The sequence below is a fragment of the Arthrobacter stackebrandtii genome (assembly GCF_017876675.1).
GTDB lineage: Bacteria > Actinomycetota > Actinomycetes > Actinomycetales > Micrococcaceae > Specibacter > Specibacter stackebrandtii.
The window spans coordinates 1,906,081-1,922,122 of the sequence record NZ_JAGIOI010000001.1 but is presented as its reverse complement, the minus strand read 5'-3'; the positions used below and the strand labels follow the sequence as shown (position 1 = coordinate 1,922,122).

The 16,042-nt window shown below is 66.5% G+C and carries 13 protein-coding genes; 6 read left to right on the top strand and 7 right to left on the bottom strand.

What is annotated here, in order from left to right; all coding sequences use genetic code 11:
- Nucleotides 1–335 precede the first annotated feature (335 nt).
- The gene (locus JOF48_RS08020) at nt 336–1,562 is read right to left on the bottom strand and encodes a sensor histidine kinase (protein ID WP_209679308.1); all 1,227 of its coding nucleotides are present in this window, start codon (nt 1,560–1,562) and stop codon (nt 336–338) included.
- A gap of 100 nt (nt 1,563–1,662) precedes the next feature.
- Nucleotides 1,663–2,679, bottom strand: coding sequence for a proline racemase family protein (locus tag JOF48_RS08015; RefSeq protein WP_209679304.1), 1,017 nt, complete (start codon nt 2,677–2,679; stop codon nt 1,663–1,665).
- A gap of 155 nt (nt 2,680–2,834) precedes the next feature.
- Here JOF48_RS08015 and JOF48_RS08010 point away from each other — a divergent pair, with 155 nt between their 5' ends.
- Nucleotides 2,835–4,292 carry a hypothetical protein gene (locus JOF48_RS08010; RefSeq protein WP_209679301.1) on the top strand — a complete coding sequence of 486 codons (1,458 nt, stop codon included), beginning with the start codon at nt 2,835–2,837 and terminating at the stop codon, nt 4,290–4,292.
- A gap of 81 nt (nt 4,293–4,373) precedes the next feature.
- Here JOF48_RS08010 and JOF48_RS08005 read toward each other — a convergent pair whose 3' ends face one another.
- A complete protein-coding gene (locus JOF48_RS08005; RefSeq protein WP_342591193.1) occupies nt 4,374–5,171 on the bottom strand; it encodes a substrate-binding domain-containing protein in 798 nt (265 codons plus the stop codon).
- 90 nt (nt 5,172–5,261) lie between these two features.
- Here JOF48_RS08005 and JOF48_RS08000 point away from each other — a divergent pair, with 90 nt between their 5' ends.
- A complete protein-coding gene (locus JOF48_RS08000; RefSeq protein WP_209684303.1) occupies nt 5,262–5,624 on the top strand; it encodes a DUF5997 family protein in 363 nt (120 codons plus the stop codon).
- A gap of 144 nt (nt 5,625–5,768) precedes the next feature.
- Here JOF48_RS08000 and JOF48_RS07995 read toward each other — a convergent pair whose 3' ends face one another.
- The 3 genes from JOF48_RS07995 to JOF48_RS07985 form a co-directional block, all read right to left on the bottom strand.
- Nucleotides 5,769–7,286 (bottom strand): APC family permease, encoded by a 1,518-nt coding sequence (locus JOF48_RS07995; RefSeq protein ID WP_209679298.1) that lies wholly within the window; start codon nt 7,284–7,286, stop codon nt 5,769–5,771.
- Nucleotides 7,283–8,212 (bottom strand): universal stress protein, encoded by a 930-nt coding sequence (locus tag JOF48_RS07990; protein WP_209679296.1) that lies wholly within the window; start codon nt 8,210–8,212, stop codon nt 7,283–7,285. Before JOF48_RS07990 ends, JOF48_RS07995 begins: the two co-directional genes overlap by 4 nt.
- 93 nt (nt 8,213–8,305) lie before the next feature.
- Entirely contained in the window at nt 8,306–9,688 is a 1,383-nt protein-coding gene (locus JOF48_RS07985) for a flavin monoamine oxidase family protein (protein ID WP_245346449.1), read from the bottom strand.
- A gap of 149 nt (nt 9,689–9,837) precedes the next feature.
- On the opposite strand from JOF48_RS07985, the gene JOF48_RS07980 reads away from it, so the two are divergent.
- Complete coding sequence (locus JOF48_RS07980) at nt 9,838–10,542, top strand: TetR/AcrR family transcriptional regulator (protein WP_245346448.1); 705 nt, start codon at nt 9,838–9,840, stop codon at nt 10,540–10,542.
- Nucleotides 10,543–10,599: 57 nt separating this feature from the next.
- Here the strand turns inward: JOF48_RS07980 and JOF48_RS07975 are convergent, their stop codons facing one another.
- Entirely contained in the window at nt 10,600–12,096 is a 1,497-nt protein-coding gene (locus tag JOF48_RS07975; protein ID WP_209679292.1) for a M28 family peptidase, read from the bottom strand.
- Between the two features lie 318 nt (nt 12,097–12,414).
- Here JOF48_RS07975 and JOF48_RS07970 point away from each other — a divergent pair, with 318 nt between their 5' ends.
- The 3 genes from JOF48_RS07970 to JOF48_RS07960 all read left to right on the top strand — a co-directional run bounded on the left by JOF48_RS07970 (nt 12,415) and on the right by JOF48_RS07960 (nt 15,945).
- Complete coding sequence (locus JOF48_RS07970; protein WP_209679290.1) at nt 12,415–12,837, top strand: hypothetical protein; 423 nt, start codon at nt 12,415–12,417, stop codon at nt 12,835–12,837.
- Nucleotides 12,838–12,965: 128 nt separating this feature from the next.
- Complete coding sequence (locus JOF48_RS07965; RefSeq protein ID WP_209679288.1) at nt 12,966–14,348, top strand: FAD-binding oxidoreductase; 1,383 nt, start codon at nt 12,966–12,968, stop codon at nt 14,346–14,348.
- A 127-nt stretch (nt 14,349–14,475) separates the two neighbouring features.
- Nucleotides 14,476–15,945, top strand: coding sequence for a stealth conserved region 3 domain-containing protein (locus tag JOF48_RS07960; protein ID WP_209684299.1), 1,470 nt, complete (start codon nt 14,476–14,478; stop codon nt 15,943–15,945).
- The last annotated feature ends 97 nt before the right edge of the window (nt 15,946–16,042 follow it).

Here is a 16,042-nt window from a genome sequence, read left to right as displayed (position 1 = left end):
CGGTCGTTGGTGGGGAAGGATCCCGACGGCCAAATACCGGTGGGCTTGCTGCGGAGCTGCGTGACTGCGGGGCTGCTGACCAACACTGGGGTGATATTCATGGTCTTGCTCCTTGTTCCTTGGTGCGTGGGCGGGTGGACCAATGTGTGATGCTTTCGATGAACCCCCAACCACCACATCGCGTAATTGACGCTACGGTCTGGTGCATCCACCTACAATCCAGTCTGGCCAAATCGAGCCAAATGGACAGTCGAAACACACCGAAAACGGCAAAGACTGTCCAAACGGACAACATATATTGCCGCTTTGCGGCCCCCATCCAACCCTGAAACGCCTTAATGGATGGTGTGGCGCCCGGCCAACGGCAGCACGGCACGCACGCTCCACCAGCCGTCGGCGGGCCCGGCGTCGATGGTCCCGTCCAGCCTGGCAACCCTCTCACGCAGCCCCACCAGCCCTGTCCCCGAGATGGGAAGGCGCGGCTTGCCGCGAGTCATCTTGTTGTCGATCACCATTTCCAGCCACTGGCCCTGCACCGCCACTGTGATGCGGCATTCACTGCCAACGCCCGCATGCTTGACGGCATTTGTGGTGCACTCCTGCAAGATGCTCAGGACTGTCGAGCGCAGGCCGTTGGGTGTGCCATCGAGGTCTCCGGACGTGGTGACCCGGGTGGGAAAGCCCAGGTTGTTGAGCCGCTGCTGCGCCTCGGCCAGGCTCTCCGACAAATCGATGAGGGCCGGATTGGTCAGGACGCTGAAATCCGCCTCCGGAGTGCCGGCCGCCCGCGGTTCCTCCTCGCGCATGGTCTGCAGCAGCCGGCGGAGATCATCGAGCGAACGGCGGGCCATGCCGCCAATCTCGACAAGCGCCTCATGTTGCTCTGTCCCGTCCTTGGACAGCGTGCCAAGGTTCGCCTGCACGGCAATCATGGTCAGCCCGTGTGTGACCACGTCATGCAACTCGCGGGCCAGTGCGGTGCGCTCCTCAAGTGCGGCGCGCGCAGCCGTTATCTCGGCTTCCCGCCGTGTTTGCTCCGCCCGGACAGATTTCTCCCGGAGCATCTTTATGGCGAGGCCTGGCGCAGTCAGGAGCGGAATGACAAGGAAATTGGCCCACAATGTGGAGGACCCCAGGTGGGCAACCCCAAGGACCCACACAATCTGCCACGTCAGGAAACCTCCGACCATGACCACCAGGCTGCGTACGGAAACGCGGTAGGACGCCACAGCGACCGCGCCAAAGGCGAGCAGCAGCGGACCGCCGACGGAGGACTGCGGCAGCATGATGGCAAGCATCAGCACGAACGCCGGGGCAACATACTTCGGCACGAAAGCCAACGCCATCCATACGGCCCAGTACCCCACGGTCCCGGCAATCCCGAGCCAGTAGATGTTGCCGGCGGAGTCACCCTCCCACAGCAGCCGAACGTCGTCGAACGCGGAGACCGTAACAAATACGGCCGCCACAAAGGACAGCCACAATGGCAACGGCGACGGCCCGATCTTCAGCACTTGCGCCAACGTGACGTCCCGCGTACCCAGCGGCGTCTTGATTTTCAAGGCAGGACCGCCACGTCGGAAGGGCCGGGCCGGAAGACAATGATCATGTGCCAATCGTGCCAGTTTTCACACCGTTGCACGACGAGGCCCGGCCCGGCCCTCACCTCAGGACGAATCCCAGGCCGAGTTCGTCGTCGGCATCCAGCGTGAACTTGCCCTCCCCCACCGGGAAGGCACGCCCGCTGACCTCCACCACCAGCCCCTTCGGCGCCCGTTCCACCACCTGCGCGGCAAATCGCGAATCAATCATGGAGTAGTGCTCCAGCACCTCGCCTTCCGCGAGCTCGCCGGAATCGGTCAGCAGCGCCACCCGGGCCGCCGTGCCGGACCCGCTGGGCGACCTGTCCACCTGGCCGTCGGCGAAAATGCTGACGTTGCGCTGCCTCAGCCCGGGGCCGGAACTGCCCATGGGTTCGTGGAAAATGGTGCCAAAGACGCCTTCCAGCCGCGTGTCCGACGGGTGGTGGGCGGCGGCTGTGCCGGCGAGTGCCGCCGCCACCTGGTGCCCTGCGGCCACCAGTTTTGCCAAGTTCGACGGCGTGACCTCAAGTCCCGCTGTTGCGGCAGGAAGCGATGCGTACAGTGCGCCACTCCAGGCCAGGTCCACCCGGAGCCGGCCAAAGTCGGCGGTCTTGACCTCAATGTCCCGGTCCACCACGTAGGACGGGACGTTGTGGAAGGCCACCTCGGACACCTTGCTGTCCAGCATGGTGATGCGGGCGGTGACCCGGCCGGAGGGAATGTCGATCACCACGTCGGTGTCGCCGTCGTCCGGGGCCCGAACCAGCCCGCTGCGCACGGCCCAGGTCCCCAGCGCCATGGTGCCGTGGCCGCAGACGGTGGAGAAGCCTTCACGGTGCCAGAACAGGGCGCCGAAGTGCGCGCCGGGGTCATCCGGGGGTACCACGAAGCCGCCGTACATGTCCGCGTGGCCGCGGGGTTCGTTGACGAGGAGCCGGCGGATCTTGTCGGCGTCGCCGGTCATGGCGTATTCCCGCCGTTCGAGGGCCGTGGTGCCCTCAATCTGGAAGGGCAGGGCTGGCACGATCCGGAAGGGTTCACCGGCCGTGTGATAGTCAAGGTTTCGATTTCCCACAATGCCGCTTTCACGTTTCATCTCTCCTTCGAGCTGACAAACGCAAGCGCCGGAATTCCCGGGCCAGTGCCGTCAATATGGCACGGTGGCCGGGGGCTGTCAATGGCGGCGGGATTCACAGTTGCCGGCTCCCGGCTGGCACGATGGTAGTTCGCGTCGCTTGCACACTGCCAGACTTGTGGGGGAATTTCATCACCATGTTCAGCGCCTTCTTCGAGGCCGTGGCGGGGTTCTGCGGCGCCGCCCTGGACGTCCTGGCAGGACCGGCGACCACGTTCCTGGACCGGGTGGGTCCGGAATCGGCCGCCGTGGACTTCATCCTGGCGTTCATTGTGACCGCATTGTTCTTGTCGGTGGCGGCTGTCCTTCTCTCGATGCTGCTCCGCGGCCTGGCATGGGCCATCAGGACACCCATGGTGAAGGTCATGGCGGGGCATGGCGGCCTGGCCAGGATCAGGCAGTCCACACAGGGCCTTCACTCCCTCCACCAGTTGGTTCTGCGGCTTCGGGCCATGGTGGGCGTACGTTTCTACTACGGAAACCCTGACGCGCCTGACAGGTTCAATAAATTTCCCACGGCCAAGCGCTTCCACGCACTGTTGGCTAGGACGCTGCAGGGCGTTGTTTCCGGTGTGGGAGCGGCCGCGGGCTCCGTGTCCGCTGCGGCGGCAAGTTTCCAGTCGTGGAAATTTGCACTGGCCGTTTCCACCGTTGCGGCGTGGGCGGTGTGGCGACCCGGCGCGGACGCATGGTCGCCGCTGCTGGAAACCACGCGCGATTTCGCGCAAGCGAACATGGGCACGGTGCTGGTTGCCTGGATCCCGGGACTGGCCATCCTGGCCGCCCTGTTTTCGTCGGCCCAGCTGCGGGGCCGGCGGTCGTGGCGGACACGCCGCTTTGACGAGGCACACGCCGCCTTCGATATCTTGAGCGAAGAAGCCCGGAAAAGCGCCGCGTCACTGCAGAGGGCCGTAGATGGGCTGGGGCATTTCCTTGCCACGACAGCCACCCGTGACATGGGCGGCGCCCTGACGGCCGGCCGCTGTGTGTGGAATTCCAGCACCGGCTCCCTGCAGCCTCGCGGCAACAACCCCAACGGAACCCGAGGCCCGGGCGGGTCCCCGGTTGTGCCGGCCGGGTCGTCGTGGGGCTGGTCCAGCAACAACGCCCTGGCTGCCCAGTTGTCCCAATTGCGGGGCGACCTGGACTCGATCTCGGCAACGTATGAAGCCCTGGGCAGGACCGGCAGGCTGGAAGGCGACATCCACACCATTGCGCCTTTCAGCGCCCGGCTTGTCCTCTTCAGGCTGTGGAAGCCCCCGGCCGGCGACCTCGGTGTTTGGCACAGGGAACTTCGCGATGTGGACATCGCCAGCTACGAACAGCTGGCCACCAGCTGGCTCCGTGACCACCAAGCGTTGCAGGACACCTTCCTGGCGCTGGGGCCACCAGGGGACCCAGGGGAAACACTGCTGGCTGCTGCGAACACCGCCGTGGCGGAGATTGCCCAGCAGTTCAGGTCAAAACTGGCCGATGCCATCTGGTTTGAAAGCGAGCTTGAGTCGCTGGTCCGCGCAGGAAACCAAATCAGGTTCCCCAGCTTCTTCGGAAAAATGCGGGAGGGCGCCAGCTAGACGCCCCTCGAATGTGTCCGCAACTCCGTGGAACCCCAAGCCCGGACCGCCGCCGGGCCGGGCTTTGGGAAGAGCTGGGGACTACCGCCGGCCGCGCTTTTGGGCGCGAGCCTTGCCGCCCGGCCGGCCGCCGCCGCGCAGGTTCGCCGAAGCGGACTTGCCCTTGGCTGCGGGGGTGCGCGACGCCGTCGTGCCTTTACCTGTCTTGGCGCCCTTCTTGGGGGCGGCATCCTGCTTGGCCTGGACGGAGGGCTGGCGGGAGCTTTGGGCGCTGCGCCCGCGGACCACGCCGATGAATTCCTGGAAGGTTTCCTCGCGGTCGCTGGGCGGGTCGGAGTACAGCCAGGCGAGGCCGATGCTGCTGTCCGGGACGCCGTGCAGCAGGCGGGAGCGCAGGGTCTTGCGGCTGAGCAGGCGGGCCACGGACATGGGCAGGATCAGGATGCCGAGCCCGGCCTCGACCAGGTCAAGGGCCTCGTCGATGGTGGCCATGGGCGGCAGCGGCTTGCGGGTGCCGGCGGCGATTTCGGTGGAGATATCGCGCCAGTCGGGGAAGTCGTCGGGGTCCGCGAGGAGGTACTCGTCAGCGAGGTCCGCAACGTCCAGCTCCTCGAAGGCAGCGATGGGGTGGTCCTTGGGAGCCACCACGACGGAGAGTTCGCTGTAGAGCGTGATGACGTTGAGCCCGGCCTTGTCCACGGGCAGGCGCACGAACGCCATGTCAGCCTTCCCGGCGCGGACGGCGTCGAGCTGGCGCTCCTCAGGGACCGGCTTGGCGGCGAGGGGCACGTCCGGCATGCGCTCCTGCCAGCGGTGGAGCCACTTCCCGGGAGTCACTCCCGGCACAAAGGTCACGTTTAATTCGCGGGATTCAGACACCTGTTTACCGTACAGCACAGCTTTGCCGCTAAACTACCGCCCGCGCACCGGTACCCTTGATACATGAGCATCATTCCTTCCCCCCAAGCCATGAAATCCGCCACAGCGGCCAAGAAGCTGGGCATCCTGCTGTCCGCTGCCCCTGCGGAATTCCAAGAGAACGCCGTGAGCCGGGAGGACTTCAAGGTTTTGCAGGACACTCCCCCGGAATGGCTGGCCGAGCTGCGCCGCAACGGCCCGCACCCGCGCCCCGTCATTGCACAGAAGCTGAACATCTCCATCGGCGGCCTGAACCGCTCGGACATCACCGAGGCACTCACGACGGCGGAGATCACCGCGCTGCTGCAGGCTCCCCCGGCGTGGCTGGTTGAGGAACGCGCAGTGTTCGCCCAGGCCCGCGCCGAGGCGAAGCTGGCGAAGGAGCGCGAGGCGGCCCGCCGCCCGAAGAGCTGAATTCCGGCTGGCTGAGTTCTGACTGAATTCCGGCCTTTTGCACGGCCACAGCAACGCCGACGGCGTGGCATGCTGGCGAGAGTGGGTAAAATTTCCCCCTCCCTCGCCAGCATGCCACGCCGTCAGTGTTTCAACGCCCGCAGGTCACGGGTTGTACGGCTGCTGCGCCCGGCTGAGGACCTCACCCTTGAAGAATTCCGGGTGGCGGCGGTACATGAAGAACATCAGTACGGCACCGAGGGCAATGACGCCGCAGCCAAGGATGAACACCAGGCCCAGCCCGCCAATGTTGGAGCCGGATCCGTAGGACGGGTCCATGGAGTCGTAGGCGGTCTTGAAGAACATGACCAGCAAGATCACCCCGCCCAGCAGGGGCGCCAGGAACTTGAAGAAGAAGTTCCTGGCCCCGTGGAATGCCTCGGCCCGGAAGTACCAGACGCAGGCGAGGGCTGTGATGCCGTAATAGAAGCAGATCATCATGCCCAGGGCCGTGATGGTGTCCCAGAGGGCGTTCTCGGACAGGGTCCGGGTGATGATGTAAAAGCCGGCGGCGGCAATGGCGGCCGCCACCGTGGCGTAGCCCGGCGACTTGTGCGTGGGGCTGATCCGCCCGAAGCTCTTGGGCAGGGCGCGGTAGTGGCCCATGGACAGCAGCGTCCGTGCCGGCGAGACAAACGTTGACTGCAGCGACGCCGCGGAGGAGCTGAGGATGGCCAGCGACATGAGGATCGCAAACGGGCCCATGACCGGTCCGGCCAGCACTGCGAAGATGCTGTTCTGGTTCTCGGGGTTTCCGGCACCCAGGCCCGTGGTGCCAATGCCGGCGTAGGACAGCGTGGCGAGGGAGACCGTCATGTAGATCAGCACAATCACGATGATGGTGACGGTGGCGGCCCGTCCGGGCGTCTTCTTCGGGTTCTTGGTTTCCTCGTTCATGGTCAAGGTGACATCCCAGCCCCAGAAAATGAAGATGGACAGGGACACGCCGGCCGCGAATTGTGAGAACGACTCCACGGCGAAGGGGTTGAACCAGTCCGCCTGGATGGCCGTGGCGTCAAAGGCGGTGCCATTGGCCACGTGGGCGAAGGCCGCCACGGCAAACCAGCCCAGCACCAGCAGCTGGAAGCCCACCAGCACGTACTGGAACGACTTGGTGGTTTCCATGCCGCGGTAGGAAATCCAGCACGCCGCCGCAATGAACACCAGCGTGGTGGCAATGTTCAGCGGCAGGTTCCGTGTCAGCTCCGCGAGTGAAGGGTTCCCGAATATCTGCGCGAGCATCAGGTAGAAGAAGTCCACGGCCACCGCCGCCAGGTTGGAGAGCACGATGATGGTGGCCGCAATCAGGCCCCAACCGCCCATCCAGCCCAGCCACGGGCCAAAGGCGCGCGTTGCCCACGTGAAGGAGGTCCCGGCGTCGGGCATGGCATTGTTCAGCTCACGGTAGCCCAGCGCCACGAGCAGCATGGGAATGAACCCCACGAGGAAGATGGCCGGCAGGTGCACGCCCACCTCGGAGACCGTGGGGCCCAGGGCGGCGGTGAGGGTGTAGGCCGGCGCGATGCAGGAAATGCCGATCACGACGGCGCCGATCAGCCCGACGGAGCCTGCCTTCAGGCCCTTCTCGCTGAGTCCGTGCTCGGTTGTCTTGGCGGTGCTCATTGGGGCGCCTCGGGGGTCTTGGGCGCCACGACGGGCAGCGCGGTGGTCTGGAAGAGTGCATCGGAGAGCGGCACGTAGTTGCGCGGCACCACGATCATGGGCACCGGCAGGGCGCGCAGGATGCGGTTGGCGGTGGCGCCGAGGAAGATCGAGTTGTTCTGGGCCAGCCGGCTGGATCCGATGAGCAGGATCTCGCCCTTCTTCCAGCTGAGCGCGTCCACGGCGTCCTCAATGGTGCGGCCGTGGCCCACCACGACGTCGATGTCGAGGTTCGTGAGGTCGTCCGGGTCGACACCCTGGCTGGCTTCGGCAACGGCGCGCAGGTGCGCCTCGGCGTCGGCGATGGTGGCGTCGGAGTCACCCGGACCCAGGGCGACGAGGGAGACGAGCCGCAGGGGCAGTTCCCGGCGGCGGGCCATGGCGATGCCGGTGCGCAGCACGTCCTCGGCGCCGGCCCGGCTGCCCAGCGCGCAGGTCAGGCGCGTGATCGGCTTTGTGCGGCTGTAGCCCGACGGCGCCAGGACCACAGGGACGGTGGAGGCGTGCAACAGCGCGCTGGCCACCGACCCGACAGTGAAGCGCCGGAACAGGCCGGTGCTGCTGGCACCGATGACCAGGAGGACGGCGCCGAGTTCCTCGGCGGCGGCGATCAGTGCCTCGGCCTCCGACTCACCGCGGCGGATGTGTGCTTGGGCCGGAACGTCATTCGGGACCAGGGCCAAGCCTTCATCGAGCCAGTCCGACACCTGTTTGGCCAGGATGTCGCCGAAGCCGGCTACCGGAGGGTACACCCCGTTGTAGGGCGAGTCCTGCGGCATCACCATGACAAGGTCCAAGGCGGCGCCCTGCCTGCGGGCCAGTGCCACGGCCAGGTTGACGGCGTCGCCGCCGCGCGCGTTGGCTGAGTATCCAACTACATACCGCATGTGTGTCCTCCTGGGGACGTCATTGTCTAAGAAAACCAAAAGGTGGATCCGCCGGGAGCTGGTGCCAGCTTCCGGCGGATTCCGGACGGGTTGTTATGCCAGTTCTGCGATGAGCTTCGCGGCGGTGTCCTGGCCCATGCGGACCGCGCCGTCGACGTGTTGGTAGCCCTCGGCCGCGAGGTCGGAACAGGACCAGTGGATGGGGCCCACGGGGGTGAGCTGGTCGGCCGAGTAGCGGTGCAGGCCGCCGAGGTCGTAGCTGGAGGCGTAGGCGCCGCGCGTCCACTCCTCCGAGCCCCAGTCGGATTCGTAGTAGGCCACCGGCTCAGCCGCTTCGTCGCCAAGGAATTCGGCCAGGGCTGCCGTGATTTCCTTCCTGCGCTGCTCGGCGGTGAGGGTGAAGGCGTAGTCGGCCTTTTCGTCGGAGACGAAGCCCACCAGGGTGCCGCGGGGATCATCGTGGTTCGTGTTGTCGTACACCTCCTGCACGAGCGAGGAGGCGCTGAAGCCGGTGCCGGAGAGGCCGTCCTCACGCCAAAACGGGGTCTCATATACGGCGTGGACCTTGATGACGAAGCCCAGCGACTGGTGCTGGTGCATCTGGTGCTGGCGGCGCGGCAGCGGTGGGTCGAAGGAGACGCGGCTGTACAGGTTCGGCGGAACGGCCATGACGACTCGCTTGGCGCTCACGGTGACGCCGTCGGCAATCACGGTGGCGAGGTAGCCGCCGTCGTTCTTTTCCCAGCGGACGGTGCGGGCCGGGGAGTTCAGGAAGACGTCCCCGCCCAGCTCCGAGGCCATGGCGAGGGAGACGCCCTGCATGCCGCCGATGACGCGCTTGTCAAGGATGAAGTTGTCATCCACGAGGTTGCTGAAGGATCCGGCCGAGGCGGCCATGAGCACGGCCTGCAACGCGGAGAAGGCGTGGGCGGGCTTGGTGAGCATGCCGCCGGCGATGAACAGGCCGATGTTGTTGCAGGCCTCCTCGTTGCCGCTTTGGGCGCGCAGCCAGTGGTGGAAGGAGATGATGTCGAGTTCGCGGGCCTGCGGGTGTTCCCACGGCCTGGCGGGGTCCATGGTGGCGGCGAGTGAGTCGAGGGTGTCGATGAGCTTGTTCATCTCGGCCTCCGTGTCCGCGTCCACGGGGAACATTTCGCCGGTGTAGCGGGTGCGGGTGCCGTCGGGGGCGATGTAAACGGAGTCGCCGTCGCGGTAGCGCGAGTAGGTTTCCAGGCCGAGATCCCCGAGCAGGCCGATGAGGGCCGTCTGGTCCGGGGAGACCCACTGGCCGCCGATTTCCAGCCAGGCGCCGTCGACCGTGTTGGACCAGGTGCGCCCGCCCACGCGGTCGCGCGCCTCGACGACGGCCACGCTCAGGCCCGCCTTCTTCAGCTCGCGGGCTGCCGTCAGGCCCGAGGGACCGGCGCCGATGATGACGACGTCGCGGTCAATCGTGGGGTTTTCTGGGGATGTCATGTTTGCCTCTCCTGCAAAGCGGGCTGTGGTGCACTTCACTAAATGAATGCCGTTCATTTAGATTAGACTGTAACTGACATCACCACATTCGTAAAGTGGTTCGCGGAAAGTCTTGCGCCCGAACGGGCCCCAGTAAGGAGAGCCAGGCATTGCCCCTACCTGCTGACGCGCCCAAACAAGCACGACGCCGGGCAGGCCGCCCCCCGCAGGCACTGCTCAGTTCCGCACGCATCACCCAGGCGGCACTGAAGCTGGTGGGCCGGGACGGCTACAAGGGGCTCACCATGGCAGCCCTGGCCAGGTCCCTGCACGTGGCCCCCTCCGCGCTGTACAACCATGTGAGCTCCAAGCAGGATGTGCTGCTGCTGGTGGAGGACCACCTCATGGGCCGCGTGGACGTCTCCGCCTTTGGCGCGCAGCCGTGGGCCGAGGCCGTCTGTGTCTGGGCACATTCGTACCGCGACGTTTTTGCCGGGCACCTGCCGCTGATCCCCGTGATCGCCCTGCTTCCGGTGACGAACGCGCCGGCCACGATCACCATGTACGAGGCCGTCACGCGCGGATTCCTGGATGCCGGATGGGCGCCCGAGACCGTCATTGACGCCGTGGTGGCACTGGAGTCGTTCATCTACGGCTCCGCCTACGACGCCAACGCCCCGGCGGACATCTTCGATGCCGGGGACTTGGCACCCGACGCGCCCAGCTTCAGCGCGGCGGTGGCCCGGCGCGGCAGCGGCGCAACCGACCCGGCCGTGCGGGCCCGCCACGACGCCGACGCCGCCTTCACACTGGGCCTGAACGCCATGGTGGCGGGCCTCGCAGCCACATTGGGACAGAAAAATGCCGCCGTTTGACGCTTTTGCCACGGATATGACTGTGGCATTCGCTTCAACCGGCGGCACTTCCTGCCGTCAGCGCACCATGTGGCTGCCGCTGTAGTCAAAGTCCCTGACGGGCACTTCCCTGCGCTGGGCCATCCTGCTGCCGTCCTCGAAGAAGCCGGTCTTGGACATGGCCAGCGTCATGACGGCATGGGCTGTGGCATCGCCCAGCTCATTCAACGCCGCAGTGCTCAGGTTGTTCACGGAGTCGCAGGCCTGGTGGTAGCAGGGGTCGTACGGCTCCCCCGCGGTCCCGCCGTAGACGGCTGCCTCGTCCGCGGTCTTGATGCCCTCCGCGCCGCTGAACAAACCACCGGCGGGGATGCCGGCCTCAATGAAGGGGCCGTAGTCCGAGCGGCCGTCAAAGGCCGTGGGTGCGCTGGCCAGGTTCTGCCCGGCAAAATAGTCGGTGAAAACCGACTCGATCTGGGCGGACCCCGGAGGGCCCCCTGCGCCGTCGGGATCGGCCGAGCCGTCGCCGTCATACACGAACCGCACGTAGTTGGTTGAGCCGAGCATGTCGAAGTTCAGGTTTGCGTAGATGGTGGACAGCTGCGCATTGCTCAGGCTGGCCACGTAGTGCTCGGAACCCAGAAGCCCGGATTCCTCCGCACCCCAGAATGCGAAGCGGACCATCTGTCGAGGCTTGACCTTGGCCTTCCCCTTGGCCATCTGGACGGCGGTCTCCAGCAGCACACTCGTGCCGCTGCCGTTGTCGTTGATGCCCGCACCCTCCAGCACCGAGTCCAGGTGGGCTCCGACCACGACGGTCTTGTCGGGGTTGCCCTTCTTGGAATCGGCGATGATGTTCGTCGTAGTGCGGGTTTCATTAATGATGTCCGTGGCCACGGCAACACTGACGGGGCCGGAGGCGGTGGCGTTGTACAGTGCGACGCCGTCGGCGTAACTGATGCCCACCACCGGGAACGGGGCCGGGGCGCCGAGCGTGACGTTGCTGAGCAGTTCCGTCCGCCCGGGGTTGCCTTCGTTGAAGATCACCGCGGCGTCGTAGCCGGCGGCGGCGGCGTTGGCCACCTTTTCACCGAAGGTGCAGGTCCCGCGCTGGATGAGGGCCACCTGCGGTTCCGTTGCGGATGCCGGCACAAAGTCCGACGGCGCGCAGCCCGATGCCGAGCTGGGCTCCGGCGTCGCCGGGATCACCACGTTAGTGGTGGCAACCAGGGTGCCGGTCACGTTCCCGCTGCCCGAGTACTGCATGGATTCCGTCTCAATGGGCGTGGCAACTGGGGACAGCTCGCTGAGCGTCGCCGGGGTCACCTCCTGGTAGAAGGGGAACTCAAACTCCTGCTCGGAGACCCGGTATCCGGCCTTCTTCAGGGTTGTTTTCACGTAGTCCGCGGACGCCGCATACCCCGGCGTTCCTGAGGCCCGCGTCCCGCCGTTGCTGTTGGCGATCCGCTGCAGCACGCGTTCGTGGGTCATGATGCCTCCCACCGTCACGGCCTGGCGCAGCTTGTCCGTGTTGACGTCATCCACGGCAGATGCCGCCGAAACCGGGACAGTCATGGCTGCAACCATGACCCCGGCTACAAGCAATGCTCTTCCTTGCATGTTTCCTCCTCGGGTGGCTCCCGGGTTGGGAGCTGTTCCTGACCCGAGACATGTTCCACTGGCACCAAGGCCCGCGATAGGGCAAACAAGGAATCGTTACCGCACATACGAGGATACGAGACCTTTGGACAGCGGTGCTGCACTCTCGCAGACACATTCCACCCCCGGAATGGATGTTCCCCGCGGCGCGCCCGCACGGCGCCTAGCCAATGCGGGCAGGCAACCTTAGGCTGAAGCAACAGCACCAACCGAGCACAGACAGCGGGAGCCACCATGGGATTCAGCATCAGCAACGCAGCACTCCGCCTCGTTTCCGGGGCCTTCATCCTCAACGCCGGGATCGGCAAGCGCAACCTGCCGGCCGAACACGCGGCCGGGCTGCAGGAAGCCGCGCAGCGCGTCATCCCCCAGGCCGGGCAACTGGCCCCGGAGACCTTCGGGAAGTACCTCAGCTATTCGGAAATTGGGCTGGGCGCGTTCGTGCTTGCCCCGTTCGTCCCGAGCCGCCTGGCCGGGCTGGCCCTGGCCGGATTCTCCGGCGCCCTCGTGGCCGCCTACCTCAAGACCCCGGGCATGACGGAGGCCGACAAGATTCGCCCCACGCCCGCAGGCACCGCCATGGCCAAGGACTTCTGGCTTGCAGGGATTGCCGTTGCGCTCATCTTCAACCGCAAGAAGGCGGCGCCGGCAGAATAAGCAGGGTTCCGCCGTCGGGCGCCAGGGGAAAAATCTGCTCCGCGGCCCTAGCCACAGCGCCCGGCCGGTGGCACCCTAGGGATAAGGCTGGGGGTCTTTCACACAGCACTTTTCCCGCGGAGGACACCATGGAAGCTCAACCCGACAGCCCTGCCCCCTCATTTGACGCGCTGCGCCGCAAACTCGCCGGCAGCCTTCTTGAACCCGGCGGCCCCGGCTACGCCGAACTCGCCACGCCCTGGAACAGGGCCGTCGCCACGAGCCCGGCAGCGGTGGTGGAGGCCGCCGGCGCGCAGGACGTGGCTGAGGCGGTCGGCTTCGCTGCAGCCAACGGGATGCCGGTGGCGGTCCAGGCCACGGGCCACGGCGTCGCCAGCACCATGGACGGGGCACTCCTGGTCCACACGCGCTCGCTCGACACTTGCATCATCGACACGGACGCCCGCACGGCCGCCACGGGCGCCGGGGTCACCTGGAAAACGGTGCTGGGTGCCGGCCACGATCCCGGCCTGGTGGGCCTGTGCGGCTCGGCGCCTGGCGTCAGCGTGGCCGGCTACACTTCCGGTGGCGGGATCGGGCCCATGGCCCGGACGTTCGGCGCCGCATCGGACCGGGTCCTCTCCTTTGACGTCGTGACCGGCGACGGGTTGCTCCGCCACGCCACCGCCGCAACGGAGCCCGAACTTTTCTGGGGCCTGCGCGGCGGCAAGGGCTCACTGGGCATCATCACCGGCATGGAATTCGAGTTGCTGCCGCTTGCGCACATCTACGCGGGCGCGCTCTTCTTCGGCACCGACGACATCCCGCACGTCCTGCGCACCTGGGCGCAATGGTGCCCACCCCTGCCGCCCGAGGCCACCACCTCCGTGGCGCTCATGCACCTGCCTCCCATGCCCGGCGTGCCGGAGCCCCTCGCCGGCAGGTTCACGGTGTCCGTCCGCTATGTCTACACGGGAAATGCCGACGACGGCGCAACCTGGCTTGCGCCGATGCGCTCGGCCGGGGTGCCGATCATGGACATGGTGGGCCTCATTCCGTCCTCGATGATCGGGCTGGTGCACTCCGACCCCGAGGATGCGCTTCCCGCGGCCGAAGGCTCCATGCTGCTCTCGGACTTTACGGCCGGGGCCGCCGACACGCTGCTGGACGCGGCCGGGCCGGACAGCGGCTCGCCCCAGCTCATGGTGGAGATCCGCCAATTCGGCGGGGCGCTGGCGGAGGAGCCCGAGGTTCCCAGCGCACTCTGCCACCGCCAGGCCGGGTACGGGCTGTACACAGTGGGCGTTGGTGCCCCGCCGGAACTTCCCGCCATTGCCGACGCGTCCGTGGCACTGCAGCAACACATGTCCGCGTCGGCATATGATGGCACACTGCCGAACTTCTCTTCGGGCAGCGGCGCCGGGGGCTTTGCCGCCAACTACACCGCCCCAGTTCTGGACCGACTGTCCTCACTGGCACGGCACTTTGACCCGGACAACGTGTTCAGGCTGGGCCAGGTTCCGACGCGGTAGGCTCGGACAGGCCACCCCGCTCCAGCCTTCAGGAGACCCTTCCTTGTCCACGCCGCCCGCCAGCAACCATCCACGCACAGACCCTTCACGTGCCGCCGCCATCCTGGACGCCCGCCCCGACGTGCTCATGCACCGCGGACGCCTGGCCCTGGCCAACACGGGCGGGCTGACGCCGCAGCAGGCCATGGTGGCGGACCTGCTGGCGGTGCGCGGCGTGCTGGATGCCAGCGGCATTGAGTACCTTTTGGTCCGCGGAAACGACGAGCGCCCGGTGCTGGCCGTCGCCTCCTCCGCCCGGGCCGGGGTTGCGCAGGCCTTGGCTGCGGCGTTTGCGGACGAACCGTTTTATGCACGCAGCGTGGACACGGCAAAGTCAACGGTTCTGCTGGCGGACGGATCGCTGGCGGGGGACCCCGCCACCCGGATCGTCAGGGTGTTCCGCCCGCGCGTGGAACCTGCGGGCGGCCTCTACTACGGGGCAGCCTGGGCCGTACAGCTGGAATTCTGGGCCTTCTCGGAAGATCGGATCGACCTGCCGCTGGAGAACTCGCTGACCCGGCGCAGCATCGATCCCCGCGACACCCGGCGCAGCACGGTGGACCGCCACGGCATGGCCTGGCCGACCATTGAGAACATGTTCATCGACCACGCCTTTGACGTCCGCTTCGACATCGACATGGTGTTTTCCTGGGTGGACGGCAGCGCGCCCGCCTACCGTCAGGCCCGGCTGCAACTGGAGGCGGACGCCGTGCTCGGCGAGGGCGACGGCCACGAATCACGGTTCCGGCAGGTGGACGAGCTGAAGTACGCGCTCCGCTCCGTGCACCTCTTCGCACCGTGGGTGCGGCGCATCTTCATTGCCACGGACTCCCCCGCCCCGGCCTGGCTGGCCGAGCACCCAAAGGTCGCACTGGTCCGCAGCGTCGAGCATTTTGCCGACCCGTCGGTGCTGCCCACACACAATTCCATGGCCGTGGAGTCCCAGCTGCACCACATCAAGGGCCTGTCCGAACACTTTTTATATTCCAACGACGACATGTTTTTTGGCCGGCCGCTCTCACCGGAACTGTTCTTCACGCCCGGGGGCATCACTCGCTTCATGCTCTCCCCCAACCGCATCGGCCTGGGAGAAAGCGACGTTGAGCGCAGCGGCTTTGAGAACTCGGCGAGGGTCAACCGGCGGCTGCTCTGGGACAGGTTCGGCGCGTTTACGACACACCACCTCGAACACAGCGCCGCGCCGCTGCGGCGCTCGGTCATGGCCGAACTGGAACGCGAATTCCCGGACGAGTTCAAGGCCACCGCGGCCAGCACCTTCCGGGCCGCGGACAACATCTCGGTGACGAACTCGCTGTACCACTACTACGCCATGCTCACGGGGCGTGCCGTCATGCACCACGACGGCACGGGCATCTATGTGGACACGGCCAACATGGCGGGGCTGGGCGGACTGCCGCGCATCCTGAAGGACCGGCAGTCGGATTTCCTCTGCCTCAACGACGGCAGCTTCGGCGACGCCCCGGCGGAGGTGAGGCGGGAACTCTTGACCGAATTCCTGGAAAAGTACTTCCCGTTCAAGGCACCCTGGGAAAAATAGCCGGTGCGGCACAGTAGGGCACGGAGGCAGTCGTTAAGGTTGGAGGCCTGTTGACGGGCCTCCAACCTTAACGACGGCCTCCGCGCCGTTTCCTGCC